Here is a 24,383-nt window from a genome sequence, read left to right as displayed (position 1 = left end):
TGGGAGGAGGGCGGGACAGGGCAGGGGTCGAGAGGGCCGGGGGACCGTGCCGAGTCTAGGATGCCGCCCCGCTCCTTGGTGCTCTCCCGAAGGTGCCAACCCCGTTCCCACGGGTCACGAACCGCCCGCAACCCTCCCTGAGGTGCACGAATCCCGCCGGAGGCCGTCGGTGTGACCTCCGGCGGGACGGGGAGCGTCCGGTCAGCGCAGCCGGACCGGGAGCGCCTCCACTCCGGAGGCGATGATCGACGGGGCCGGAACCAGGTCGGCGTCGTCCACCGCCACGTCGAGGTCGGGGAAGCGCGCGAACAGGCGCGGGAGCACCTCGTTCATCTCCATGCGGGCCAGGCTGGCGCCCAGGCAGTAGTGCCGCCCGTGGGAGAAGGACAGGTGCGAGCTGTCCTCACGGGTGATGTCGAACTCCTCGGAGGTGGGCCCGTGCCGGGCGTCGTCCCGGCTGGCCGAGCCGTAGCCGAGCAGCAGGGGTTCCCCCTTGGGGATCGGCACACCGGCGAGCTCGATGTCCTCGGTGGTGTACCGCATCGGCACGTACTGGCCGGGCGGGTCCCAGCGCAGCACCTCCTCCACCGCCTTGGACCACTCCAACTTTCCGGCCACGACCAGGTCGAGCTGGTCGCGGTGGCGGGTGAGCGCGCGCACGGCGTTGGAGATCAGGTTCATGGTCGTCTCGTAACCGGCGCTGACGAAGAGCACCAGGTTCCAGATCAGCTCGTCCTCGGTGAGCCGGTCCTCGTCGTCCCGCGCGGCGATGAGGGCGGTGGTGAGGTCGTCCCCGGGCCGGGCGCGCTTGGTCTCCACCAGTTCGGTGAGCACGCCCCACAGCTCGAAGAAGGTCGCCATCGCCTCTTCGGGGGTGACGCTCTGGTCGAAGAAGACGCCGACGGGCCGATGCAGCCGGGGCCGGGTCTCCTCGTCCACGCCGAACAGTTCGCTGATCACGGTGAGCGGCAGCGGCTGGGAGACGACGGCGCGCAGGTCCACCACCCCGTCCGGGCTCTCCTCCTCGGCCCGTTCCAGGTCGTCCAGGAGCGACTCGACGACGGCGACGACGCGCTCGCGCAGGAGTTCGACCCGGCCCGGGGTGAACGCCCTGGAGACGAGCCGGCGCAGCCGGGTGTGGTCGTCACCGTCCTTGGCCAGCATGTTCTCGTTGATGATCCACGAGATGAGCGGCCAGTCCGCCGGGATCTCCCCGGCGTTGAAGGCCGTCCAGTACTTCTTGTCCTTCCGCACACGCGGGTCGGCCAGGGCCGCGCTGACGGCCTCGTGGGTGGTCACGACCCACGCGTCAACCTCACCAGGAAGTTCGACAGGGACGACAGGGGCGATCTTCCTGAGGTGGGTGCTCTGTGCGCGGAGGTTTCCGGGTGCGAGTCTGACGCGGTCCAAGGGGGGTTTCCTTCCACCGGTGTGGGGGGCGGGGGGTTCTGGGGGGTGAACCGCACCGGGAGGGCGACGGGTATCCAGGACAGCGCCGACAGCTGCCAACGCAGGTCCTGCGGGGGAACCTCGATCGTGAGCCCGGGCAGCCGGTCGAGGAGGGTGCGCAGCGCGACCATGGTGATCGTGGTGGCCTCCTCACGCGCCGGGCAGCGGTGCGGCCCGGCGCCCCAGGCCACGTGGGCCCGGTTGCGGGACTCCTCCATGCGTTCCGCGTTCTCCTCCATGTAGAAGCGGTTGGACGCGGCGAAGCCCAGCAGGATGGGGGAACCCGCCTCGATGGTGCGGCCGCCGCCGAGCGGCACGTCCACGCGGGGGTAGATGACGGGGTAGTTGGTGATGGGCGGGTCGTGCCACAGCACCCGGTCGACGATGTCGGCGAGCATGGTGGGCGAGGGCGCCCGGTCGGTGGGCAGGTGGGGGTCGGCCAGCACCTCGCGTACGCCCGCGTTGATGAGGTTGGCGGTCGGCTCGTTGGCGGCGGCGACCACCAGCAGGAGCTGCATGATCACCTCCTCGTCGGTGAGCGCGGCGCGGTGGCTGATCAGCCGTGTGGTGACGTCGTCGCCGGGGTCGCGGTGCTTGGCGGTGACCACCCCGGACAGCGCCCGCTCGGCCTGGGCGTTGGACCGTTCCGTGTCGACGCCCAGCCACAGGTTGCGCATGGCCTCCACGAACCGCACGCCCTGGTCGCGGTCGAACCCGAACAGTTCGTTGATGACCAGCAGGGGCAGCATGCGCGCGTACTCGTTGAGGACGTCGGCCCGGCCGCGCTCGCAGAACTGGTCGATGAGCCCGTGGGCGTAGCGTTCGGTGACCCCGGCCCACCGTTCGGCGCTGATCGCGCCGAGGCTGTCGGTGATCGCGCGGCGGTAGCGCTGGTGTTCGGTGCCGTCGACGAAGAGGGCGTTGGGGCGGGGGGCCATCATGGGCAGGACGGCGGCGTCGGCGCTGATCCGACCCTCGTGGAAGTCCTTCCACAGGCGGGCGTCGTGCCCGAACGTGGTGGTGTCCCGCGACCACGAGATGAGGGTGGTGTAGTCGGTGACGAGCCACCCGTGCACACCGGGTTCGAGCTCCACCGGGACGACGGGGCCGTGGTCGGCGCGCATACGCGCGTACACGGCGTAGGGGTCCGGTCGCGGTTCGTGGTGGTACAGCTTCGCGCGGGGGCATCCAGGTGTCACGGGGTACCTCGGCTGTGCGGGGAGGGGCGGCTGCGGAGCGGACGTCCTCTCTCGTGTGCGCGGCGCGGGGCACCGGTCCGGCGGCTTCCACGGCACACGGGCGGGCCGCCCGGATCGACGCGGAGCCCCACGGCTGTGGGGCTCCGCGCAACCCTAGCGGCCCTTCGGCCCCCCGAGCGAGACCTGCGTCACATTGTCGCTACTAGGTGTTGATATGACCGGTTCCGGTCAGCGCCCGGAACCTCCGCAGCCGCTGGCTGTTGGTCACCACGAACACACTCGACAGGGCCATCGCCGCACCGGCGAGCATCGGGTTCAGGAGGCCCATCGCGGCCAGGGGCAGCGCCGCCGTGTTGTAGGCGAAGGCCCAGAACAGGTTGCCCTTGATGGTGCCGAGCGTGCGGCGGGAAAGCCGGACCGCGTCGGCGGCGGCCCTCAGGTCGCCCCGCACCAGGGTGAGGTCGCTGGCCTCGATGGCCACGTCCGTGCCGGTGCCCATGGACAGCCCCAGGTCGGCCTGGGCGAGCGCGGCGGCGTCGTTGACCCCGTCTCCGACCATCGCGACGGTGCGGCCCTCGGACTGGAGCCGGGTGACCACGTCCACCTTGTCCTTGGGCAGGACCTCGGCGATGACCTCGTCGATGCCCACCTCGGCGGCGACCGAGCGGGCCACGGCCTCGTTGTCACCGGTCAGCAGGATCGGGGTGAGCCCGAGGTCCCGGAACTGGCGGACCGCCTCGGCGCTCGTGGGCTTGACCGTGTCGGACACGACCAGGACCCCGCGGGCCCGGCCGTCCCAGCCGACCGCCACGGCGGTGCGGCCCTCGGCCTCGGCGGCCGCCATGGCCCGCGCGAGGTCGTCGGTCAGCGGCTGGGACCACTCCTCCAGGAGCGCGACCCGGCCCACCAGGACGGCGCGGCCCTCCACGACCCCCTGGACGCCCAGGCCCTCGACGTTGGCGAAGTCCTCCGGGACGGGCAGGTCACCGACCCGCGCCGCGGCCCCCGTGGCGACGGCGCGGGCGATGGGGTGCTCGGAGGCGTTCTCCAGGGCTCCCGCCAGGCGCAGGACCTCGTCCTCGTGCTCGCCTTCGGCGACGGTGACCCCGGCCAGGGCCATCTTGCCGGTGGTGACGGTGCCGGTCTTGTCCAGCACGACGGTGTCGACCCGCCGGGTGCTCTCCAGGACTTCGGGGCCCTTGATCAGGATGCCGAGCTGCGCGCCGCGCCCGGTGCCCACCATGAGGGCCATCGGGGTGGCCAGGCCGAGGGCGCAGGGGCAGGCGATGATGAGCACGGCCACGGCGGCGGTGAAGGCCGCTCCGGCGGGGTCGCCGGTGCCGAGCCAAAAGCCCAGGGCGGCCACGGCGATCATGATGGCGACCGGGACGAACACCCCGGACACCCGGTCGGCGAGCCGCTGCACGGCGGCCTTGCCGTTCTGGGCGTCCTCGACCAGGCGCGCCATCTGCGCGAGCTGGGTGTCGGAGCCCACCCGCGAGGCCCGCACGACCAGGCGCCCGCCCGCGTTGACGGTGGCGCCGACCACGGCGGAGCCGGGTGCCACCTCGACCGGCACGGACTCGCCGGTGAGCATGCTCATGTCGACGGCGGAGGTGCCCTCCTCGACGGTGCCGTCGGTGGCGATCTTCTCTCCGGGACGGACCACGAAGCGGTCGCCGACCGCCAGCCGGTCCACGGGGACGAGCTCCTCGCGGGCGGCGGGGCCCTCGCCCCGGAGCACGGCGACCTCCTTCGCCCCCATCTCCAGGAGCGCGCGCAGGGCGGCGCCCGCGCGGCGCTTGGAGCGGGCCTCGAAGAACTTGCCGAGGAGGATGAAGGAGGTGACGCCCGCCGCGACCTCCAGGTAGATGTTGGCCGAACCGTCGGTGCGGGCGATGGTGAACTCGAAGGGGTGGGTCATGCCCGGGGTGCCCGCCGTGCCCAGGAACAGGGCGTAGAGGGACCACAGGAAGGCCGAGGTGACGCCGAGGGACACGAGGGTGTCCATGGTGGCGGTGCCCAGCCTGAGGTTCTTCCACGCGGCGACGTGGAAGGGCAGCGCGCCCCAGACGACGACGGGCGCGGCCAGGGCGAGAGACGCCCACTGCCAGTAGGTGAACTGGAGCGCGGGGACCATCGCCATCGCGATGACGGGGACGGACAGCACCATGGAGACCAGGGCGCGGTTCCACAGCGCCCGGGTCGGGTCGTCCGGCGCGGCCCCCTCGGCCGCGGCCTCGGGGTCGGCACGGGGGACGGTGGCGGTGTACCCCGCCTTCTCGACCTGGGCGACCAGGTCCTCGACGGGGAGGGTCTCACCCTCGAAGGCGACCCGGGCCCTCTCCGTCGCGAAGTTGACGGTGGCGGTGACGCCCTCCAGCTTGTTGAGGCGCTTCTCCACCCGGTTGGCACAGGCCGCGCAGGTCATTCCGCCGATGGCCAGTTCCACCGGCTCCACCGCGGCGGACGCCGTCTTGCTGCTACTCATTGCCGCTCCAGGAGGGCTAGTGGTCGGCGCCGTCGCCGACGCGGTCCCGTTCGGTGCTGTCGTGCTCCTGCTCGCCGTGGGCCGGTGGCTCCGCGCTCTCCGCGTGCGTCCCGGGCTGGTCCGGCAGGACGGGGCCGACCAGTGTGCCGACCCCGAACGCCGTGGCGAACACGACCACGAGACCCACCGCGTACAACGCGAGTTTCGTGGTCACTCCCATGTCAGCTCGCCACCTCGTACCCGGCCTCGTCGATGGCGGCGCGCACGGCGGCGTCGTCGATCTGTCCTTCACCGGTGACGGTGACCCTCTTGGCCTCCAGGTCGACCTTGACGTCGGTGACGCCGGAGACCCCGCCGACCTCCTGGGTGACGGAGTTGACGCAGTGTCCGCAGCTCATGCCCTCGACGGTGTAGACGGCGGTGCTGGCCATTCCTGCCTCCTGGTGGTTCTGCCGCGCCGGTGCGCGGTCCGTGTTCCAACGAGCTTCAATATACCCCCCTGGGGTATGCCGGTGTCAAACCCCCACGGCGTTTCACTCGGGAACGCGCAGCCCACATTACCCCAGGGGGGTACCAACGGCAGACAAAGCCCCCACCAGAACAGGACAGACACGCCCCCACCGGACACGCGTGAGCCGCACCACGGGAGCGGGGCCCCCGCGACACGCACGGGGACCCCTTGGATCATCGGACACCCGGGGGCCGCCGTGGCGGCGACACACCCGTGAGCGCCGGGAGGAGGCGGGCTCCGGATACCCTCCCCCCGTTCCCGGGCTCCACCTCGGGCGGCCGGAGAACAGTGACGGGACGGAAGGGGTGGGGGATGGGGAGGAGGAGAAGGGGAGCGACGAGGGCGGCGGGGCTACCCCGGCTTCAGCTCCAGCCGGGCCACGACCCGCTCACTCAGGTGGTGGCCCTCCAGCGCGAACCCGGCCCGGCGGTACATCTCGACCGTCCCGGTGTACACCTCGGCACTGGGGGCGCGACCGCCCGCCGTGTCCACGGGGTAGGCCTCCAGGACCCGCGCCCCGCCCGCACGCGCGTACTCGATCGCGCCGTCCAGCAGACGGCTGCCCAGGCCGCGCTTGCGCCTGCGCGGCGGCAGCCAGAAACACACCAGCGACCACACCCCCGGCTCCTCCGGGTCGGCCGGGCGCAGCGTCCGCGAGCGGGACAGGCGGATGAAGTCCTCCCTGGGTGCCACGGAGACCCACCCGCACGGCCCCTCCCCGTCGTAGGCGATCAGCCCCGGCACGCGCCCGTCCAGGGTCAAGCGGCGCAACTCCTCCTTGTTGTCCAGACCACGGGTGGACCGGTCGCAGGAGACGCTCGCCGTGTGGTCCTTGGCGCGTCTTCGGAAGAACGTGCACCAACAGTGCCCGTACGCTCCGGTCGGTCCGAACAGGTTCTCCAGGTCATCCCACCGCTCGGCGGTGGCGGGCTCGATTGAGACGATGGACATCGGACTCCCTCGCGAGACACAACTCTGACCGCCACGACTGTGATGCAGCACACTAGCGATGATCCGCGGTGACCGAAAGAACACGGATGCCTGAAAGCTCCTACCGTTAGCGATTTGTGTGCTTTCCCGTGTGAACCGCGCGCCTCCTGAACCGTCGTCACCCCCGTGACGAACGCGCGGGGGGCGCGTCCGCTCCGCGCGGACACGCCCCCCGTCGACCCCGCACAGGGGCCCGCCCCGGTCAGGAGGGGAGCCGGTCCCTCTCGGCCGCCTGCGCCTCGTCGTGGGGCTCCCAGCACTCCACCCCGCGCACGCCCGGCAGCCGGTCCCGGGTGAAGACCGGGTCCAGACCCTGCCTGCGCTGGTCCGTGTAGTCCTTGAGCAGACGACAGGCGATCACCGTGAGCGGGGTGATGGCGATCAGGTTGACCAGCGCCATCATGCCCATCGTGGTGTCGGCCAGGGTCCAGATCAGGTCGATCGAACCCAGCGAGCCGAGGAAGGTGGCGACCAGGAAGACCACCTTGTAGCCGAACAGCACGTTGCCGCTGGAGGTCAGGTACTCGACGTTGGACTCGCCGTAGTAGTAGTTGCCCAGCACCGAGGTGAACGCCACCAGGAAGATGATGAGCGTCATCAGGTGCAGCGCCCACGGCCCCAGCATCGACATCAGGGCGAGCTGGGTGAGGTCGCCCTCCATCGTGCCGTCGAGCGTGCCCTGGTAGCCGAGCAGGACGATGAAGGCGGTCACCGAACAGACCACCAGGGTGTCCAGGTACACGCCCAGGGTCTGCACCAGACCCTGCTTGACCGGGTGCGTGACCGAGGCGCTGGCCGCCGCGTTGGGCGCCGAACCCAGACCCGCCTCGTTGGAGAACATGCCCCGGCGGACGCCCTGGATGATCACCACGCCCAGCGCGGCGGCGGCGAACTCGCCCAGCCCGAACGCGTTCTGGACGATCGAGGCGAACATGCCCGGCACCAGCTGCCAGTTCAGCGCCATGACGATGAGGCCGAGGACGACGTACAGGCCCGCGAAGAACGGGATCAGCGCCTGCGCGGTGTGCGCGATGCGGCGCACGCCGCCGAAGATCACCAGGCCGGTGAGGACCACCAGCAGAGCGCCGATGACCGCCGAGAACATCAGGTTGGTCTCGGCACCGAGCTCACCGGCGGAGTTGGCGATCGTGTTGGTGATGGTGTTGCTCTGCACCGCGTTGAACACCATCGGGAAGGTGATGATGAGGATGATCGCGAAGACCACCGCGAGCCAGCGCTGGCCGAGGCCGCGCTCGATGTAGTACGCGGGCCCGCCCCGGTACCCGGCGGGGTGGCGGACCTTGTACAGCTGCGCGAGCGTGGACTCCACGAAGCTGGCGGCACACACCACCAGCGCCATCACCCACATCCAGAACACCGCTCCCGGGCCGCCCAGGGAGATCGCGATGGACACGCCGATGATGTTGCCGGTACCGATCCGGGCGGCGGCCGAGATGAAGAACGCCTGGAGCGAGGAGACGGCCTTCTTGCCGTCGGGGGCGATCTCGGGCTTGCTCCTGAGCACCCGGAACATCTCCGGGAACAGGCGGAACTGCACGAGCCCGCTGCGGACGGTGATGTAGAGGCTCACCACCACCAGGAGGGGGATGAGCACCCAGGCCCAGAAGAAGTCGTCGTTGAAGGTGCCGATCGCGTCCGTGACGCGGGCGTCGAGGGTGGGTGGTGCGTCTGCCAGTATCACGGGGGTGGGGCTCCTTCGCTCCATACGTGGACAACCGCCACCCCATGCCCCCGGAACGGACACGAAACACCATCCGGCACTCACTGTGCTCGGATGGTGATGCTTCCGTTATTGGATCGTCCGGGCGATTCCTCCCCCGCTCACCCCTGGTGCACGAGGTCCGCGTAGTCCGGGTTCCGCTTGAGGAAGGCCTGGGCGAACGGGCAGACGGGCACGATCCGCAGCCCCCGCTCGCGGATCTCGTCGAGGGACCGGCGCATGAGCTCGCTGGCCACGCCCCGCCCCTCGAAGGCCGGCTCCACCTCCACGTGCGGCAGGGCCAGTACCCCCTCGGAGATGAGGTGGTAGGCGGAGAAACCGACCACCCGGCCGTCCGCGCTCACCTCGTAGCGTGATCGTTCGGGCACGTCGACGACGGACAACTCCATGGCCACTTCCCCTGCCTGGTGCGTGTCACGCGCGCCCGGTGCGCGCGGTGGGCCCCACAGGATGTCATGTTCCCGCTCCCGCTCCGCGCGCACCCTCGGGCGGGACTCAGCGGCCGGCCAGGTACGGGTCGGTGATCCCGCCGGGGCAGCCCAGGGCGTCGACGTCCCAGCCCAGGCGCTCGGCCCCGGCCCGGTAGGCGCTCTCCATGAAGTCGAGCACCGCCGCGCGGGGATCGGGCTGTTCTCGCGCGTCGGCGTAGCGCAACAGGGCCAGGTGCCCCTGACCACTGGGCGCCCACTCCGCCTCCTTGGGACGGAGCGGCCGCTCGGTGAGCCCCTCCGGTTCGGGTGCCGCGTAGGCGTAGAAGCAGGGTTCGGGAACGGAGTCGTCGCCGAACCAGAACCCGAAGCTGACCACCTCGCGCGAGTAGGCCTCGCGCACCAGACCGCCCGCCCGCTCCGGCTGCCGCACCGTGTGGGGTGAGAACCGGGTGACCGCGATGTCGAAGGTGTGCCAGAAGTGGTGCACCGGGCTGGTCTTGCCCGAGAACGAGGACGCGAACTCCTCCAGCACCAGGTTCACCTGGCTCAGGACACGCCAGTACCGGTTGGCGTGCTCGGGCACGTAGGTGGCGTGCTGGACGTCCTCCGCGAAGGGGCGCCCCGTGTCCGGCAGGTCGAAGGGGGTCGCCAGCGGGATGCTGCCGTCCACCCCCAGGCTGTCCAGGGCGGACTGGAACTGGAGGTAGAACGACGCCACGCTGTGTCCCTGGAGCGGGAAGGCCGCCGTGTGCCCCTCCAGGTTCGACGCGACCAGCTCGTGGCGGACGAAGTCGAAGTCCACCGTGAAGACCGGGTTGCCGTCCCACAACCCCATCGGGCGGGACGTGATACCGGAACCGGTGAGGTGGAAGGGCACGTTCCACCAGTGGTTGCGCCGGGGGCTGTGGGCCAGCCGCACCTTGCCGACGATCTGCTCGAAGCGGTGCAGGGTCTGTTTCGTGTCGTACCACTCGTCGAGCGGGAACGCGGGGAACAGCTCCATGGTGACGTTCTCCTGGTCGGGTCACGCGGTGACGGTTCTCGGAGGCCGGTTCGGGTGGCGCGGCCGGGCCGCGTTCACCAGCCCCGGCGGGCGGTCCGTACCGCCTGTCCAGAAGCGGGCGAGCCCGGGTCGCGCGTGCGGTAGAGGACGTAGGGACGGAACAGGTAGCCGACCGGCGCGCTGAACGCGTGCACGAGCCGGGTGAACGGCAGCAGGGCGAACAGGGCCAACCCCATCAGCGCGTGCAGCTTGTAGGGAGCCTCGGCGGCGGCCATCGCGGTGATGTCCGGGCGCAGGTACCAGATGGACCGGAACCACGGCGAGACCGTCTCCCGGTAGTCGCCCGAGTGCCCGCCCGCGAGGGCCACGCCCGCGAAGTAGACGGTCATGCCCAGGCCGGTCACGATCGCCAGCACCAGCACCACGTACATCAGCTTGTCGTTGCGGGTGGTGGCGCTGAACACCGGTCCGGTCGTGCGCCTGCGCCAGATGAGCAGGGTGACACCGGCGAGCGTGCAGACCCCCGCCACGATCCCCAGCGACAGCGCGGTCACGTGGTAGGCGGTGTCGGAGACCCCCAGCGCCCGGGTCCACGCCTCAGGCACGAGCAGGCCCACCACATGGCCGACGATCACCACGAGCAGACCGAAGTGGAAGAGCGGGCTGCCGACGCGCAGCAACCGCGACTCGTAGAGCTCCGAGGACCGGGTGGTCCAGCCGAACCGGTCGTAGCGGTACCGCCACACCAGCCCGCCCACCACGAGCACCAGCACCACGTAGGGCAGCACGCCCCACAGGATCAGGTCCGCCGGACCGTACCCGCCCGCCCCCGCCGCCGGTTCGGCGGCCGCGTGAGACGCGCCACCGCCCGCCCCGCCGCTCACGGCCGCGACGCGGTTCACCGCGGCCTCCTCGTGACGTCGGTCAACGGCAGCGGCATCCTCGGGCGCGCGCCGTAGGGCTCCATGCCCACGTCCTCGGCGGGCGGCCCCTCCCGCGCCAGGCGGCGCACGCGCTCCTCGTCCGCGCGCCGAGGCGAGGGCAGCGTGGACCGGACCGCGTCGACCACCCGCGCGTACGGCGTACCGTGCTCCCCCAGGGACCGCGACAACAGGTCCAGCCCCGCCCGGAAGTCCACCAGCAGCTCCTGCCCGGCGTCGGCGTCCCCCCGGGCCGCGAACTCCAGCATCACCGCCAGGTGGTCGGGCAGCTCGCGCGCGTGCACCCGCCACCCCGACTCGGCGTACACCCGTTTGATCTCGGCCAGCGCGTGGCCCCGGCGCCGGGTGTCGCCGTCCGTGTAGTACGTCATGTGCAGCGCGCGGCGGCGTCGCAGGTCGAACACCTCCACGTAGTGCTCGGCCAGTTCCAGCTCGGGTGTGCTGGAGGCGTGTTCGCAGAACTCCAGCAGCAGGGTGCGCGACTGGCTCCGGGGCAGCTCCGCGGCGGCCCGCGCGGCCAGCGGGAGCCGCTCGAAGAACAGCGCGTCCGGATAGCCCAACAGGACCGACGCCGCCTGGTGGGTCACCGCCAGCGCGTGCGCCCTGCGTTCGGCCCGGCCCGCGCCGAGCCAGCCGGCCCGCCCCGGACCGTCCGGGTCCCGGCCGTCCTGGCTCGGAACCACCACGCGCGGATCGGTCGCCTCCCGCGCGCCCCCGGAGGCGGCCCCCGGGAAGCCCGCGCCCTCGCCGGACGCCGCGCCCGTGCCGTTCGTGTCGGTGCTCATGGTCGATCCCCCTCACGCGGTCCGGGGCCCGCGCCCCGGTCGCCGCCGTCGCTACCGCCACCCCGCCGGGGTGGGAAGAGCCCACTCGGACGGCCGTTGCCGTCCCAGTTCAGAAGGTTCACGCGGCCGTCCGTGGCGGACCGCCCGGAGGCGCCGCCCTCACCGGTCTGCCGGTCGCGCAGGGCGTGGAAGGTCTCCACGGTGGCCGCGTCCGGGCGCCCCGAGGCCTCCCCGAAGGGCACCTGACCCATCCCGCCCATGCCGGGGCCGCCCTCGAAGTCGAGGTCGCACCCGACCTCCTCGATGACCCCCCGGTCGCTCTCGTCCACGCCGAACGCCGTGGGCACCACGTAGCGTTCGTCGTACTTGGCCAGGGCCAGCAGCCGGTACATGTCCTCGATCTCGGCTCCGGTCATCCCCACCGCCTCGGCGACGGACTCGTCGCGCTCCTGGCCCAGGTTGATCCGGCGCATGTACGAGCGCATGGCCGCGAGCCTGCGCAGCACCAGGTCGACGGGCCCGGTGTCCCCCGCCGTGAACAGCTCCGCGAGGTACTCGACCGGGATGCGCAGGGCGTCGATCGCCCCGAACAGGTGGTCGGCCTCCTCGCCGTCGTGCCCGGTCGTGGTGAGCGCGTCCACCACCGGCGACAGCGGCGGCACGTACCAGACCATCGGCATCGTGCGGAACTCCGGGTGCAGCGGCAGCGCCACCCGGAAGCGCTTGGCCAGGGCCAGGATCGGCGACCGGTCGGCCGACTCCACCCAGCGGTCGGGGATGCCGTCGCGGCGGGCGGCCGCGCGCACGGCCGGGTCCGCCGGGTCGAGGAACACGTCGAGCTGCGCCTCGTACAGGTCCCTCTCGTCCTCCACGGAGGCCGCCTCGCCCACCCGATCGGCGTCGTAGAGCACGACCCCGAGGTACCGCAGGCGCCCCACACACGTCTCCGAGCAGATGGTGGGCATGCCCACCTCCACACGCGGATAGCAGAACGTGCACTTCTCGGCCTTGCCGGTCTTGTGGTTGAAGTAGATCTTCTTGTACGGGCAGGCCGTCACACACATGCGCCAGCCCCGGCAGCGGTCCTGGTCCACCAGCACGATGCCGTCCTCGACCCGCTTGTAGAGCGCTCCGCTCGGGCACGCCGCCACACACGTGGGGTTGAGGCAGTGCTCGCAGATGCGCGGCAGGTAGAACATGAAGGTCTCCTCGAAGGAGAGCTTCACCCGGTCCCCGAGCCTGCGCACGATCGGGTCCTGGGAGGCCAGTTCGGGGCCGCCGCCCAGGTCGTCGTCCCAGTTCGCGCTCCAGCTCACCCGCATCGGCTTGCCGGTGAGCGCCGAACGCGGGCTGGCCACGGGGAAGTCGTCGCCCAGCGGCGCGTTCGTGAGGGTCTCGTAGTCGTAGGTCCAGGGCTCGTAGTAGTCCTGGATCGAGGGCATGACCGGGTTGGCGAAGATGGTCGCCAACCGTTTGATCCGACCGCCCGCGCGCGGCACGAGCCTGCCGTCCGGACGCCGGACCCAGCCGCCCCTCCACCGCTCCTGGTCCTGGTAGGTGCGCGGGTACCCCTGGCCGGGGCGGGTCTCGACGTTGTTGAACCACGCGTACTCGACACCGCCGCGGTTGGTCCACGCCTGCTTGCAGGTGACCGAGCAGGTGTGGCACCCGATGCACTTGTCGAGGTTCATGACCATGGCGACCTGCGCCATGACCCGTCCGATCAGCCGCTCCCCCGACCCCCTGGTCGCGCCGCCCGCCCGGTCCGGGCTCCGCTCCGTCATCAGTAACGCACCTCCGTGGTCCGCTTGCGCACGACCGTGACCTCGTCGCGCTGGTTCCCCGTCGGGCCGAGGTAGTTGAAGGCGTAGGTGAGCTGCGCGTAACCGCCGATCAGGTGGGTCGGCTTGACCATCAGGCGGGTGAGTGAGTTGTGGATGCCGCCGCGCCGCCCCGTGGTCTCGGTCCTGGGCACGTCGATGGTGCGCTCCTGGGCGTGGTGCATGTACACGGTCCCGGTCGGCATACGGTGCGAGACCACCAGGCGGGCGGCGACCACCCCGTTGCGGTTGACCGCCTCGACCCAGTCGTTGTCGACGGCCCCGATCGCCTCGGCGTCGGCCACGCTCATCCAGATCGTGGGCCCTCCCCGGGACAGGGTCTGCATGAGGAGGTTGTCCTGGTACTCGGAGTGGATCGACCACTTGGAGTGCGGGGTCAGGTAGCGCACCACCACCTCACGCTGCCCGGTCGGACCGATCCTGGGTTCCCCGAAGAGGCGGCCCATGTCCAGCGGCGGCCGGTAGACCGGCAGGGCCTCCCCGAACTCGTGCATCCAGTCGTGGTCCAGGTAGAAGTGCTGGCGGCCGGTGAGGGTGTGCCAGGGCTTGTCGTGCTCGACGTTGATGGTGAAGGGCGAGTACCGGCGGTCGGCGGCCTCCTTGCCCGACCACTCCGGGCTGGAACCCACCGGTGTCGGCCCGCGCCGGGCGTCGTCGAAGACCACCCTGCGCTCGGCCGCGTGGTGGATCAGCTCGTCCATGTCGGTGCCGGTGCGCGCGGCCAGCCGCTCGAACCCCTGCGCGGCCAGGCGCCCGTTACTGGTGCCGGACAGCGCGAGGATCGTCTCGCAGGCCTTGACGTCGGTGTCCAGGGACGGACGGCCGTCCGCGACCCCGCCGCGCACGGCGCCGTTGCGCTGGCGCAGCCACTCGACCTCCTCGTCGGGGGTGAAGGAGACCCCCTTCACCGGAAGCCCCTTCCCCTCGGCCAGCGGTCCCAGCGCCGCGAGCTTCTGGGCCACCGCCGAGTAGTTGCGGCGCACCGGGACGATGCCCGGCATGGTCTTGCCCGGGACCGGCCGCTCCCCCTCCGCCTTCCAGTCGAAGGGCACCCCGCGCGGCTGGGCCAGCTCGCCCTCGGTGTCGTGCTGGTGGGGCACCGCCACCAGGTCGGTGACCTCCCCGAGGTGGTCGGCGGCCAGCGCGCTGAACACCTTCGCCAGCGCGTGGAAGGTGTCGAAGTCGGTGCGGGTCTCCCACGGCGGGTCGATCGCCGGGTTGAAGGCGTGCACGTAGGGGTGCATGTCCGTGGTCGACAGGTCGTGCTTCTCGTACCAGGTGGCCGCGGGCAGCACGATGTCGGAGAGCAGCGTGGAGCTGGTCATCCGGAAGTCCAGGGTGAGCAGCAGGTCGAGTTTGCCCTCGGGGGCCTCGTCCCGCCAGGTGACGTCCTCGGGGCGGTCGTCGGGCCCCGCCGGCTCCGACTGGAGGTTGGAGTGCGTGCCCAGCAGGTGCTTGAGGAAGTACTCGTTGCCCTTGGCGGAGGAGCCGAACAGGTTGGACCGCCACAGCGTGAGGGTACGCGGCCAGTTCTTCGGGTCGTCCGGGTCCTCGGCGGCGAACCGCAGAGTGCCGTCCTGGAGCTGGTCGGCCACGTACTCGGCGGGGTCCCGGTCGCGCTCGGCCGCCTCCTTGCCGAGCTGGATCGGGTTGCGGTTGAAGGTCGGGTAGGACGGCATCCACCCCATGCGGGCGGAGGCCGCCACCAGGTCGGCGGTGTGCTGCCCCCGGACCCGGCCGGGGCCGAGCGGCGACATCAGGGCGTCGGCACGGTAGGTGTCGTAGCGCCACTGGTCGGTGTGGGAGTACCAGTAGGCCGTCCCGGCCATGAAGCGCGGCGGCCGCGACCAGTCCATCCCCGAGGCGTAGGCGGCCCACCCGGTGGCGGTGCGGCACTTCTCCTGGCCCACGTAGTGCGCCCAGCCGCCGCCGTTGACCCCCTGGCAGCCGGTGAGCAGCAGCAGCGACAGGAAGGCCCGGTAGGCGTTCTCCCCGTGGAACCACTGGTTGGTCCCCGCGCCCAGGACGATCATGGCCCGGCCCCCGCTGGCCTCGGCCGTGTCGGCGAACTCGCGGGCGATCCGCACCGCCCGGTCGGCGGGCACGGAGGTCAGCGTCTCCTGCCAGGCCGGGGTGCAGGCCGCGTCCGGGTCGTCGTACCCCGCGGGCCACACCCCGGGCAGACCCGGGCGCGACACCCCGTACTGGGCCAGGACCAGGTCGAACACGGTGGTGACCAGCCGGTCGCCGACCCTGCGCACCGGGACGCCCCGGACGTCGACCTCGGCCGAGCCGTCGGGGGTGTCGAACCTGGGGAGGGCGACCTCGGCGGCCTCGGCGCCCTCGGCGTAGAAGGTGAGTTCGGGGACCCTGCCCTCCAGGTCGAGGTTCCACTTCCCCTCGCCGTCCTCGCCCCAGCGGTGGCCGACCGTGCCGTTGGGGGCGACCGGCCCGTCCTCCCCTTCCGGCCAGAACACGGGCTTCCACTCGGGGTTGGCCTCCTCTGTGCCGCCGGGGAGGTCGGCGGCGGTGAGGAACTTGCCGGGCACGAACCGGCCGTCCCGCCGGTCCAGGGACACCAGGAAGGGCAGGTCGGTGTAGGAGCGCGCGTACTCGGTGAAACGCGGGGTGGGCCGTTCGACGAAGCGCTCCCGCAGGATCACGTGACCCATGGCCATGGCCAGCGCGCCGTCCGTACCCGGGTGCGGCGCCAGCCACTCGTCGGCGAACTTGGCCGCGTCGTTGAAGTCGGGGGCGACCACCACGACCTTCTGCCCCCGGTAGCGGGCCTCGGCCATCCAGTGGGCGTCCGGCGTCCGGGTCACCGGGACGTTGGAGCCCCACAGCACGAGGTAGGCGGCGTCCCACCAGTCGCCGGACTCGGGTACGTCCGTCTGGTCGCCGAACACCTGCGGAGAGGCCACCGGGAGGTCGGCGTACCAGTCATAGAACGACAGCATGGAGCCGCCGATCAGGTTGACGAAGCGGGCCCCCACGCCGTGGGACACCATCGACATGGCCGGGATGGGCGAGAAACCAGCGATCCGGTCCGGGCCGTACTCGCGGATCGTGAGGACGTGCGCGGCGGCCGCGATCTCCAGCGCCTCCTCCCAGGTCGTGCGGACCAGGCCGCCTTTGCCCCGGGCGCGCTGGTAGCGGCGCCGCTTCTCGGGGTCGGTGGTGATCTCCTCCCACGCCAGGACCGGGTCGCCCAGACGCTCCCGCGCCTCCCGGTACATCTCGACCAGCACGCCGCGCGCGTACGGGTAGCGCACCCGGGTGGGCGAATACGTGTACCAGGAAAAGGCGGCACCGCGAGGACAACCCCGGGGTTCGTACTCGGGACGGTCCGGACCGACCGACGGATAATCCGTCGCCTGGGTTTCCCAGGTGATGATTCCGTCTTTGACATAAACATCCCAGGAACAGGAGCCGGTGCAGTTCACGCCGTGCGTGGAACGCACCACGCGGTCGTGGCTCCAGCGGTCGCGGTAGAAGACGTCACCCTCACGTCCACCATGTCTGACCTGGGCACGGTTCCCGTCCAGCGGCTCCGAACGGGTCAGGTAGTTTCCCAGCCGGAGAAGACCGTCCCCGGCCCCCGTACTTTTGCTCCGTGCCGCCATAAGGAATACACCTCGTTTGCCCGCCCGTTACCCGAAGGGCAGGAAAAAAGCCCGACCCCGACCACATTCCGTTAATGAATATGCCTGCTCCGGCACGGATGTCACGTTTCCCACACCGCTGGGGGTGACAATCGGCGCAGACCGACCGACGAAGGAGCCCTCATGCGTGCGGAAGTTGGGGAGCGGACGACCCGCTCCGGGACCGCGGGCGGCAACCTCGCCCTGGCCACGGCGGCGTTCGCGCTGACCTTCTGGGCCTGGAACCTCATCGGCCCGCTGTCACGGAGCTACAGCGAGGACCTGGGACTCACCCCCACCCAGACCTCGATCCTGGTGGCCTTCCCCGTGCTGGTGGGTTCGCTGGGGCGCATTCCGGTGGGCACGCTGACCGACCGCTACGGCGGGCGGGTGATGTTCACGGCCGTGAGCCTGCTGAGCATCGTGCCGACCCTGCTGGTCGGGCTGTCCGCGAACTCCTACCCGATGCTGCTGCTCTGGGGGTTCTTCCTGGGAATCGCGGGCACCTCGTTCGCGATCGGCATCCCGTTCGTCAACGCCTGGTACCAGGCGAACCGGCGCGGGTTCGCCACCGGCGTGTTCGGCGCGGGCATGGGCGGCACCGCGATGTCCGCCTTCCTCACCCCCCGCCTGGTCGAGGCGACGGGCGTGCTCACCACCCACCTGCTCATGTGCGCGGCCCTCGCGGTGATGGCGGCCGTCATGTGGCTCCTCGCCCGCGACGCGCCGGGGTGGACGCCCCGGACCGAGCCCGCCCTGCCGCGGATGCGCGAGGCGCTCGCCCTGAAGGCGACCTGGCAGGCCTCGGCGCTGTACGCGCTGGTCTTCGGCGGCTTCGTGGCCTTCTCGACCTATCTGCCGACCCTACTGACCACCGCCTACGACTACGCCCAGACCGACGCGGGCATGCGCACCGCCGGGTTCGCGGTGGCGGCCGTGATCGCCCGCCCGGTCGGCGGCATCCTGTCGGACCGGATCGGTCCGGTGCGGGTCTGCCTCATCTCGTTCTTCGGCACCTGCGTCTTCGCCGTGGTCCTCGCCCTGCACCCGCCGGCGGAGTTCCCGGCCGGGCTGTCGTTCGTCCTGATCGCGCTCACCCTGGGCCTGGGCACCGGTGCGGTGTTCGCCCTCGTCGCTAAGTTGGTCGACCCGTCCCGGGTGGGCACGCTCACCGGTCTGGTGGGCGCCGCCGGAGGGCTGGGCGGCTACTTCCCGCCGCTGCTCATGGGCGTGGTGTACCAGGCCACCGGGGCCTACACGCTGGGGTTCGTCCTCCTGGCCGTGATCGCTCTGGTCGTGGCGCTGTACACGACCAAGGCCTTCCGCGACGTCACCTGAGCGTGGGCGGGCGGTCGTCCGGGACGCCCGTGTCAGGGAAGTCCGTGTCAGGGGCGCTCGGGGCGCCCGTGTCAGGGAAGTCCGTGTCAGGGGCGCTCGGGGCGCCCGTGTCAGGGAAGTCCGTGTCCGGGTCGGCCCTCCGTGCGGGTGGCACGGGCCGTCCACAGGCTGTGGACGGCCCCGCCCCCATGGTTCACAGCGCGGCGGCGAGGTCCCTGGCACGGACCAGCACCGCCGACCGGTTGCCGACCCTCACGCGCTCCAACGCCCGCACCCCCTCCGGCAGCGGCACCCGCCGGGTCCGCGCCGCCACGACCGCCACCGCGTGGCGCGGCAGGACCCGACCCATCGAGGCGAGCAGCGCCCGGATCGGGTCGCCCTCGGGGACGCTGCCCTCCCAGTGCGTCATCTCCCCGTAGGGGACGTCGGTGACCACGAGGTCGGCGTCCACCGGGTCGGTCAGCGTGAAGACGTCGGCCACACCGGCCTCGTGCGGGAGGTCTCCGCCCGTGGCGGCCAGCCCGGCGGCCAGGTCCCGCGCGGCCTCGGCGCGTTCCACGAACGCCACCCGGCCGAAGTCGCGGGCCGACCGGCGCAGCTCCCGCTCCCGCTCGGCCAGCCCCTCGGCGGTCAACAGCTCCAGGTTGCGGGCGGCGATGGCCACCGCGTCCCCGTCCACGTCCGTGGCGCGCACGTGCGTGAGGTGTTCGCGGTGGAGGAGCCCGAGCACCGCCGCCAGGTACCCGCTGCCGCAGCAGGGGTCCCACAGGCGGACCCGGTCGCCCTCCACGTGCACCATCGCCCGTTGGAGGAGTTCGCTCGCCAACCGCACCGGAAAACCGGGGTATCCGGGCGCGGACCGCAGCACCTGTCCGCTGGCCAAAGCCGAGTGGTCCGCACGCTCCGTGGCATACCGGTAACTCACAACCGTCTCCCCTGTCACGCGACAACGCCGAAGGCCCGGTGTCGGGGACACCGGGCCTTCGATGATGCGGTCCTGACGGGATTTGAACCCGCGGCCTCCACCTTGACAGGGTGGCGAGCACTCCTAACTGCTCCACAGGACCTCGTTGCAAGAACAACTGTAGCGCGACTTCGGAGCACTTCGTACCGGAAGCGACCTAGAGTGGCTCACGACGCACCCGAACCCGTGAGAGGACCCCCGCGTGAGCGACTCGTCCGCCCCCCTGCCCTCCGGCCCCGACTCCACACGGGTCGACCGTTGGCTGTGGGCGGTACGCCTCACCAAGACCCGGGCCGACGCCGCCCAGGCCTGCCGGGGCGGGCACGTGCGCGTCAACGACCGCCCGGCCAAACCCGCCACGGCGGTGACGGTCGGCGACCAGGTCAGGGTGCGCCTGCACGGCACCACCCGCGTGGTCGACGTGAGCCACGTCATCGCGAAGAGGGTCGGCGCCCCCGTCGCCGTCCGCTGCTACGTGGACCGCACCCCCGCGCAGCCGACCCAGGCGACCGCACCGGTGATTCGCCGGGACCGGGGCGCGGGACGGCCCACCAAGCGGGACCGCCGGCAGCTGGACCGGCTCCGCACGGAGTTCCCGCCCCAGGCCTGAGAACCACAGGAGGCCCGGTGACCACCCCCGTCCCCCTGGCCTCCGGGCGCGACGCCGAGGTGTTCGCCCTGGACGGCGCCCGGGTGCTGCGCCGCTACCGCCACGCGCGCGACACCACCGCCGAGGCCGCCGCCATGGCCCGCGCCGCGGACGACGGCTACCCCGTGCCCAGGGTGTACCGGGCCGTCCACGGCGAACTGGAGATGGAGCGGCTGCACGGGCCCACGATGCTCGACGCCGCGTCGGAGGAGCGCCTCACCCCCGAGGAGACCGGCAGGGAGCTGGCACGGCTCCACGGGCGCCTGCACGCGGTCCCCAAAGGGTCCGGCGGCCGCCTGCTGCACCTGGACCTGCACCCCGGCAACGTGATCCTCACCCGTCGGGGCCCGATGGTCGTGGACTGGACCAACGCGCGTGAGGGCGACCCGGGGCTGGACCTGGCCGTCACCGCGCTCCTGCTGGCGCTGACCGGGCTGTGCGGACCGCCCGACCTCGCTCCCCTGGCCGAGGCGTGTCTGGCCCCCTACGTCCGGCACACCGGCGGCAGGCCCGGGAGGTTCGTCGACGCGGCCGTCGCCCTGCGCGCGGACGACCCGCACCTGACCGCGGAGGAGGTCGCCCGGCTGCCCCGGGCCGCCGCCCTCGTCCGGGCGGTTCCGGTACGCGCCTGAGCGAAGGACCCGGTCGCCCGCCACCACCTCGCCCGCGCCGTGGCGTCCATCCGCTCGGAAAGGCCTGGTGTCACCCGGGTCCCTGAGTCAGGATGAGAAGGACTCCCTTCGGAAGCCAGGAGCCGTGGACAGACAAGATCCTCCCGAACACCCCCCGGAGAACCTCCCCTCCCACCGCCCGCCCGCCGCACCCGCCCCGGACACGACCGCGTCGGGTCCCGAGCGGGCGCCCCGCGTACGAGACGGGTCGGGCACCTTCGCACAGACCAGCGTGGGCGACGTGCACGGAAACGTCTACTTCAGCTACGGACCGAGCCTCGCCATGCCCGGTCAACCACCCCCGGACCGGCGGCGCCGTGCCCAGGACTTCCTGGTCAGTGTCAACGAACAGGCGCTGCGCCACGCGAACGACTCGTTCCGGATGAGCATGGTCGTCATGGGGACCGGCGCCCTGGTCATCGGGCTCGGTGTCGTACTGGGCCTGCTTCTCCCCCTGATCACCTCGGCCGACACCGGTTCCGCGCCCGCCATGCTCGCCTCCGGTGTCACGGGCGGCTCCGTGCTGGCCCTGGGGACGGCCCTGGCCCTCCACGCGCACCGGTCCCGCAAACACCTCGCCGAGCAGGCCCGGAAGGTCCACGACGAACTGAGGCTGGAGGAGGCGATCGACCGCGTCATGGACATCACGGAGTCCCTCAACGACCCGGGGCAGGGCGACAACCTGCGTGTGATGGCGGCACTGCGCATTCTCGGGCTGGAGCCGACGCAGGAGTCCGTCGGCGTCATCCTGAGGGCGCGGCGAAGCGGGGGACCCCACGGGTCCGAACCACCCCCGGCCCCTGAACCGTGACCCTCGTGGCCCTGACCCTCACTCGGCGGAGCGGGTCAGAGGCCGCCGTCCTCCAGAGGGTGAGCGGCCAGGAACTCCAGGACGGCCTCGGTGGCCTTGGGCGCGGCCTCGTGCAGGTAGCCGTGGCGGGCGCCGGGCAGCACCAGCAGCTCCGCCCCGGGAACACGCGCGGCGATCAGCTCGGCGTTGCCCACCGGAGTGAGCTCGTCGTCCTCACCGTGCACCACCAGGGTCGGCGCCTGCACCCGGGGCAGCAGGTCCCAGCCGTCGTGCTTCAGGCTCGCCTCGTAGTGGCGGCGCTGCGCGCGCAACGGGTTGCGCGGCAGGATACGGGTCACCGACTCGGGGTGCTCCCCCGCCCACTCCGGCGAGTAGAACAGCGGTCCGATCAACGCCCGCCCCTCCTCCCCGCTGGCCCTGCGCAACGCGAGCGAGGCGTGCTCGGGGCGCTCCACCTCGTGCGCCCCGCCGGGGGCGGTGGCGCCGAGCACCAGGGCGCCGACCCGCTCCGGGGCGGTCGCGGCGAGGGTCTGGGCGACCTTGCCGCCCATCGAGAACCCGTAGACGTGCGCGCGCCCGACCCCGAGGTCGTCCAGGACGGCGAGCACGTCTCCGGCCAGGAGCTCCATGGTGTACGCCCGGTCCACCGGTGCGTCGCTGCCCCCGGTACCCCGGAGGTCCACCCGCACCACACGGTGGCGCTCGGCGAGGTCCTCGTACACCCCGTCCCACATCTCGTGGTCGAGGGACTGCCCGTGGATCAGTACCAGGGGGTCCCCCGCACCGTGGACGTCGTACCAGATCAGGGTTGCGTCTGCGGCGGTCGCGTGGTTCACGTCAACGGACACTACCCGACATTCCCGGCGCGGTCGGGCCGGTTCACGGAGCGTGCCACGGACGGGGGACCTAAACGGACCGGGTCTGGCCGTCGTGGCTGGCCCGATAGGCGGCCACCGCCACCACCAGGCAGGCGACAAGGGCCACCGTCACCCCCGGCCCGGCCTCCATAGAGGTGGTCCGGGCGTAGACGGGCCAGGTAACCGGCGCCAGCAGCACGGGTACCACGGAGAACCAGGCCGTGGACAACGAGAGACCCCGTGCCTCGACGAACAGTCCGAGCACCGCCAGCACCCCCAGCACGGCCACGGAGAAGAAGAACAGCGGCATCACTCCGGCTCCGAAGAGCTCCCACCCCGTGGCGACGGACTGGTCCCCGCCGAGCCAGAGAGACGAGTCCGACTTCCACCAGTCCCCTGTCGGAGCGTCGGTTCTCGCGCTGTACCTGGCTTCGGTCCCGCTCCGCACCCACGGCAGGGACATCGAGAGGAACAGGGCGACGGCGCCGCTCGACAGTCCCGCGGTCACGGCTCGGGCCCGCGCCTCCTGCAGGGTGTGTTTGTCGAACTCGGCCTCCAGACGGTTCAGGCGCTTGCGGAGCGCCGCCGTCTCGCTGGGCTGTTCGGCGGGGCGATGCGTCATCGTGGATCTCCCGGGATGGGGGACGGGGAACAGCACATGGGACCCCGCCCCTGGCGCGCTGGTTCACCCCGTTCGGGACCGCCCTCACCCGTTCGTGACCTTCCTCCGCGAACCAAACCCCGGTCGGTGAGCATCTCCCCAGGTCCCATCGTCCTTGGGTGAGGTCCACCCGAACCGGTTGAAGGAGCGCGCATGAGTGCCCCCGTCATCGCCACCGACACCGACCAGGGGCCCCGACCGACCCAGCAGGACGCCTGCGCCCACCGGATCGAATCCGCGTCCGAAGGTTGGCGGGCCGCCGTGGCCGACGGGTTCGGCGACCATCCCGACACCGCCAGGGCCGCGCAGCTAGCCGCCGACACCGCCACCGCCGCCCCGGGGGAGGCCGCCGACGCCGTCCTGGCCGCCGCCCGCGCGATCATCCGCGTGTACCCCGGAACGGACTGTGTGATGGCCCACGCCCGCCAGGACGCGCCCGACGACCCCGTCGACATCGCCTGGGTGGGCGACTGCCGGGTGTGGACCTGGAGCCCCTGCGAGGGTCTGCGCCAACACACACGGGACCACACCCACGGACAGGAGCTGCGCGACCGGTGGGCGTCGGACGACCTCGCCCGCACCTGCGACCACACCGTCACCACGTCCGTGGCGACGGCGGGCCGCGAGGACGTGGGCACCGCCACCGTGCCCGCAGCCGACCTCACCCTGTTCACGTGCGACGGCATCCACGACTACGTGGACGAGCGGCTCCTGGCGGAGCTCGTGGCCGACCACGCGCACGACCCCGGGACCCTGGTGCGGGTGCTGGTGGACGCGGCGCGCGAGGCGGAGAGCACCGACAACGCGACGGCCCTGGTGATCCGGTCGCAACCCCGGGCCACGCCCGCCGCCCGGACCCGCCAGGGACGCCTCCTGGACGGTCTGGAGAGCTTCGGGGAGCCGGGGTTCGGCGACCCCTCCCCGGAGAGCCCGGAACGGCTCCTGCACGCGCTGGCCGAGGACCGCGCGGCGGGGATCGCCTGCGACGACTTCCTGCTGCGCGACGGCACCACGTACTGGTGCACGAAGGACTCCGACCACACGGACCACCACGTGAGCTGGCACGGCGTCACCTGGTGACGAGGCGGCTCCCCCAGCCCCGCCGGGCCCGGGGGTCCCGTGCACGACGAACGCCCGGAGCCTTGGGGCTTCCGGGCGTTTCTGGATGTGGCTAGGGGCGGGGTCGAACCGCCGACCTTCCGCTTTTCAGGCGGACGCTCGTACCAACTGAGCTACCTAGCCGCGGCGCCGATTCCCTCGGCGACGCACGCGGTCCTGACGGGATTTGAACCCGCGGCCTCCACCTTGACAGGGTGGCGAGCACTCCTAACTGCTCCACAGGACCTTGTTCTGTTGTCACACCGGGCCTCGCGGCCCCGTGTGTCGCTGCGGTTCTCATTCTGCCA

21 protein-coding genes and 3 tRNA genes are annotated in these 24,383 nt (G+C 71.8%); 5 read left to right on the top strand and 19 right to left on the bottom strand.

Annotation, left to right across the window (positions count from 1 at the left end; translation table 11 throughout):
• Positions 1–201: 201 nt before the first annotated feature.
• The 13 genes from ACFYL4_RS22550 to ACFYL4_RS22490 all read right to left on the bottom strand — a co-directional run bounded on the left by ACFYL4_RS22550 (position 202) and on the right by ACFYL4_RS22490 (position 17,008).
• The gene (locus ACFYL4_RS22550; RefSeq protein ID WP_387520674.1) at positions 202–1,299 is read right to left on the bottom strand and encodes a cytochrome P450; all 1,098 of its coding nucleotides are present in this window, start codon (positions 1,297–1,299) and stop codon (positions 202–204) included.
• Complete coding sequence (locus ACFYL4_RS22545) at positions 1,296–2,585, bottom strand: cytochrome P450 (RefSeq protein ID WP_387520792.1); 1,290 nt, start codon at positions 2,583–2,585, stop codon at positions 1,296–1,298. The genes ACFYL4_RS22550 and ACFYL4_RS22545 overlap by 4 nt, the downstream gene beginning before the upstream one ends.
• A gap of 265 nt (positions 2,586–2,850) precedes the next feature.
• On the bottom strand, positions 2,851–5,139 hold the full coding sequence (locus tag ACFYL4_RS22540) for a heavy metal translocating P-type ATPase (RefSeq protein WP_387520672.1): 2,289 nt from the start codon (positions 5,137–5,139) through the stop codon (positions 2,851–2,853).
• A gap of 16 nt (positions 5,140–5,155) precedes the next feature.
• Positions 5,156–5,359 (bottom strand): hypothetical protein, encoded by a 204-nt coding sequence (locus ACFYL4_RS22535; protein WP_357760210.1) that lies wholly within the window; start codon positions 5,357–5,359, stop codon positions 5,156–5,158.
• A 1-nt stretch (position 5,360) separates the two neighbouring features.
• A complete protein-coding gene (locus ACFYL4_RS22530) occupies positions 5,361–5,570 on the bottom strand; it encodes a cation transporter (protein ID WP_357760213.1) in 210 nt (69 codons plus the stop codon).
• Between the two features lie 431 nt (positions 5,571–6,001).
• The gene (locus ACFYL4_RS22525) at positions 6,002–6,601 is read right to left on the bottom strand and encodes a GNAT family N-acetyltransferase (RefSeq protein WP_387520669.1); all 600 of its coding nucleotides are present in this window, start codon (positions 6,599–6,601) and stop codon (positions 6,002–6,004) included.
• A 241-nt stretch (positions 6,602–6,842) separates the two neighbouring features.
• Complete coding sequence (locus tag ACFYL4_RS22520; RefSeq protein ID WP_357760218.1) at positions 6,843–8,342, bottom strand: alanine/glycine:cation symporter family protein; 1,500 nt, start codon at positions 8,340–8,342, stop codon at positions 6,843–6,845.
• 140 nt (positions 8,343–8,482) lie between these two features.
• On the bottom strand, positions 8,483–8,770 hold the full coding sequence (locus ACFYL4_RS22515) for a GNAT family N-acetyltransferase (protein ID WP_387520665.1): 288 nt from the start codon (positions 8,768–8,770) through the stop codon (positions 8,483–8,485).
• A gap of 106 nt (positions 8,771–8,876) precedes the next feature.
• Positions 8,877–9,815, bottom strand: coding sequence for a DUF5996 family protein (locus ACFYL4_RS22510; RefSeq protein WP_357760221.1), 939 nt, complete (start codon positions 9,813–9,815; stop codon positions 8,877–8,879).
• A gap of 74 nt (positions 9,816–9,889) precedes the next feature.
• A complete protein-coding gene (narI, locus tag ACFYL4_RS22505) occupies positions 9,890–10,618 on the bottom strand; it encodes a respiratory nitrate reductase subunit gamma (protein ID WP_357760421.1) in 729 nt (242 codons plus the stop codon).
• Positions 10,619–10,713: 95 nt separating this feature from the next.
• The gene (gene narJ / locus ACFYL4_RS22500; RefSeq protein WP_387520662.1) at positions 10,714–11,541 is read right to left on the bottom strand and encodes a nitrate reductase molybdenum cofactor assembly chaperone; all 828 of its coding nucleotides are present in this window, start codon (positions 11,539–11,541) and stop codon (positions 10,714–10,716) included.
• The gene (gene narH / locus ACFYL4_RS22495; RefSeq protein WP_387520660.1) at positions 11,538–13,325 is read right to left on the bottom strand and encodes a nitrate reductase subunit beta; all 1,788 of its coding nucleotides are present in this window, start codon (positions 13,323–13,325) and stop codon (positions 11,538–11,540) included. Before narH ends, narJ begins: the two co-directional genes overlap by 4 nt.
• Entirely contained in the window at positions 13,325–17,008 is a 3,684-nt protein-coding gene (locus ACFYL4_RS22490; RefSeq protein WP_387520657.1) for a nitrate reductase subunit alpha, read from the bottom strand. Before ACFYL4_RS22490 ends, narH begins: the two co-directional genes overlap by 1 nt.
• Positions 17,009–17,170: 162 nt before the next feature.
• Between ACFYL4_RS22490 and ACFYL4_RS22485 the strand changes: the two genes are divergently transcribed.
• Positions 17,171–18,364, top strand: coding sequence for a nitrate/nitrite transporter (locus tag ACFYL4_RS22485; RefSeq protein WP_387520655.1), 1,194 nt, complete (start codon positions 17,171–17,173; stop codon positions 18,362–18,364).
• 193 nt (positions 18,365–18,557) lie between these two features.
• Here ACFYL4_RS22485 and ACFYL4_RS22480 read toward each other — a convergent pair whose 3' ends face one another.
• Positions 18,558–19,289 (bottom strand): rRNA methyltransferase, encoded by a 732-nt coding sequence (locus tag ACFYL4_RS22480; RefSeq protein ID WP_387520652.1) that lies wholly within the window; start codon positions 19,287–19,289, stop codon positions 18,558–18,560.
• Between the two features lie 67 nt (positions 19,290–19,356).
• Positions 19,357–19,431: transfer RNA gene (locus tag ACFYL4_RS22475), tRNA-Asp, on the bottom strand.
• Between the two features lie 99 nt (positions 19,432–19,530).
• Here ACFYL4_RS22475 and ACFYL4_RS22470 point away from each other — a divergent pair.
• From ACFYL4_RS22470 to ACFYL4_RS22460, 3 genes are all read left to right on the top strand, one after another.
• Positions 19,531–19,938, top strand: a complete 408-nt coding sequence (locus ACFYL4_RS22470; RefSeq protein ID WP_387520650.1) for an RNA-binding S4 domain-containing protein — start codon at positions 19,531–19,533, stop codon at positions 19,936–19,938.
• Positions 19,939–19,955: 17 nt separating this feature from the next.
• Positions 19,956–20,609, top strand: a complete 654-nt coding sequence (locus tag ACFYL4_RS22465) for a phosphotransferase (protein ID WP_387520647.1) — start codon at positions 19,956–19,958, stop codon at positions 20,607–20,609.
• A 124-nt stretch (positions 20,610–20,733) separates the two neighbouring features.
• Complete coding sequence (locus ACFYL4_RS22460) at positions 20,734–21,459, top strand: hypothetical protein (RefSeq protein ID WP_387520644.1); 726 nt, start codon at positions 20,734–20,736, stop codon at positions 21,457–21,459.
• A 35-nt stretch (positions 21,460–21,494) separates the two neighbouring features.
• Here ACFYL4_RS22460 and ACFYL4_RS22455 read toward each other — a convergent pair whose 3' ends face one another.
• Both ACFYL4_RS22455 and ACFYL4_RS22450 read right to left on the bottom strand, forming a co-directional pair.
• Positions 21,495–22,295 (bottom strand): alpha/beta fold hydrolase, encoded by an 801-nt coding sequence (locus tag ACFYL4_RS22455; protein ID WP_357760243.1) that lies wholly within the window; start codon positions 22,293–22,295, stop codon positions 21,495–21,497.
• Between the two features lie 70 nt (positions 22,296–22,365).
• Entirely contained in the window at positions 22,366–22,938 is a 573-nt protein-coding gene (locus ACFYL4_RS22450; protein ID WP_387520641.1) for a hypothetical protein, read from the bottom strand.
• 192 nt (positions 22,939–23,130) lie between these two features.
• Between ACFYL4_RS22450 and ACFYL4_RS22445 the strand changes: the two genes are divergently transcribed.
• A complete protein-coding gene (locus ACFYL4_RS22445; protein ID WP_387520638.1) occupies positions 23,131–24,057 on the top strand; it encodes a PP2C family protein-serine/threonine phosphatase in 927 nt (308 codons plus the stop codon).
• 88 nt (positions 24,058–24,145) lie between these two features.
• Here the strand turns inward: ACFYL4_RS22445 and ACFYL4_RS22440 are convergent.
• Positions 24,146–24,219 (bottom strand) — tRNA-Phe (locus ACFYL4_RS22440).
• Positions 24,220–24,247: 28 nt separating this feature from the next.
• A tRNA-Asp gene (locus ACFYL4_RS22435) sits at positions 24,248–24,322 on the bottom strand.
• Between the last annotated feature and the right edge of the window lie 61 nt (positions 24,323–24,383).

The organism is Nocardiopsis sp. NPDC006938 (genome assembly GCF_042869555.1).
Taxonomy (GTDB): Bacteria; Actinomycetota; Actinomycetes; order Streptosporangiales; family Streptosporangiaceae; genus Nocardiopsis.
The sequence above is the reverse complement of the archived record's forward strand: the minus strand, read 5'-3'. Positions and strand labels throughout refer to the sequence as shown.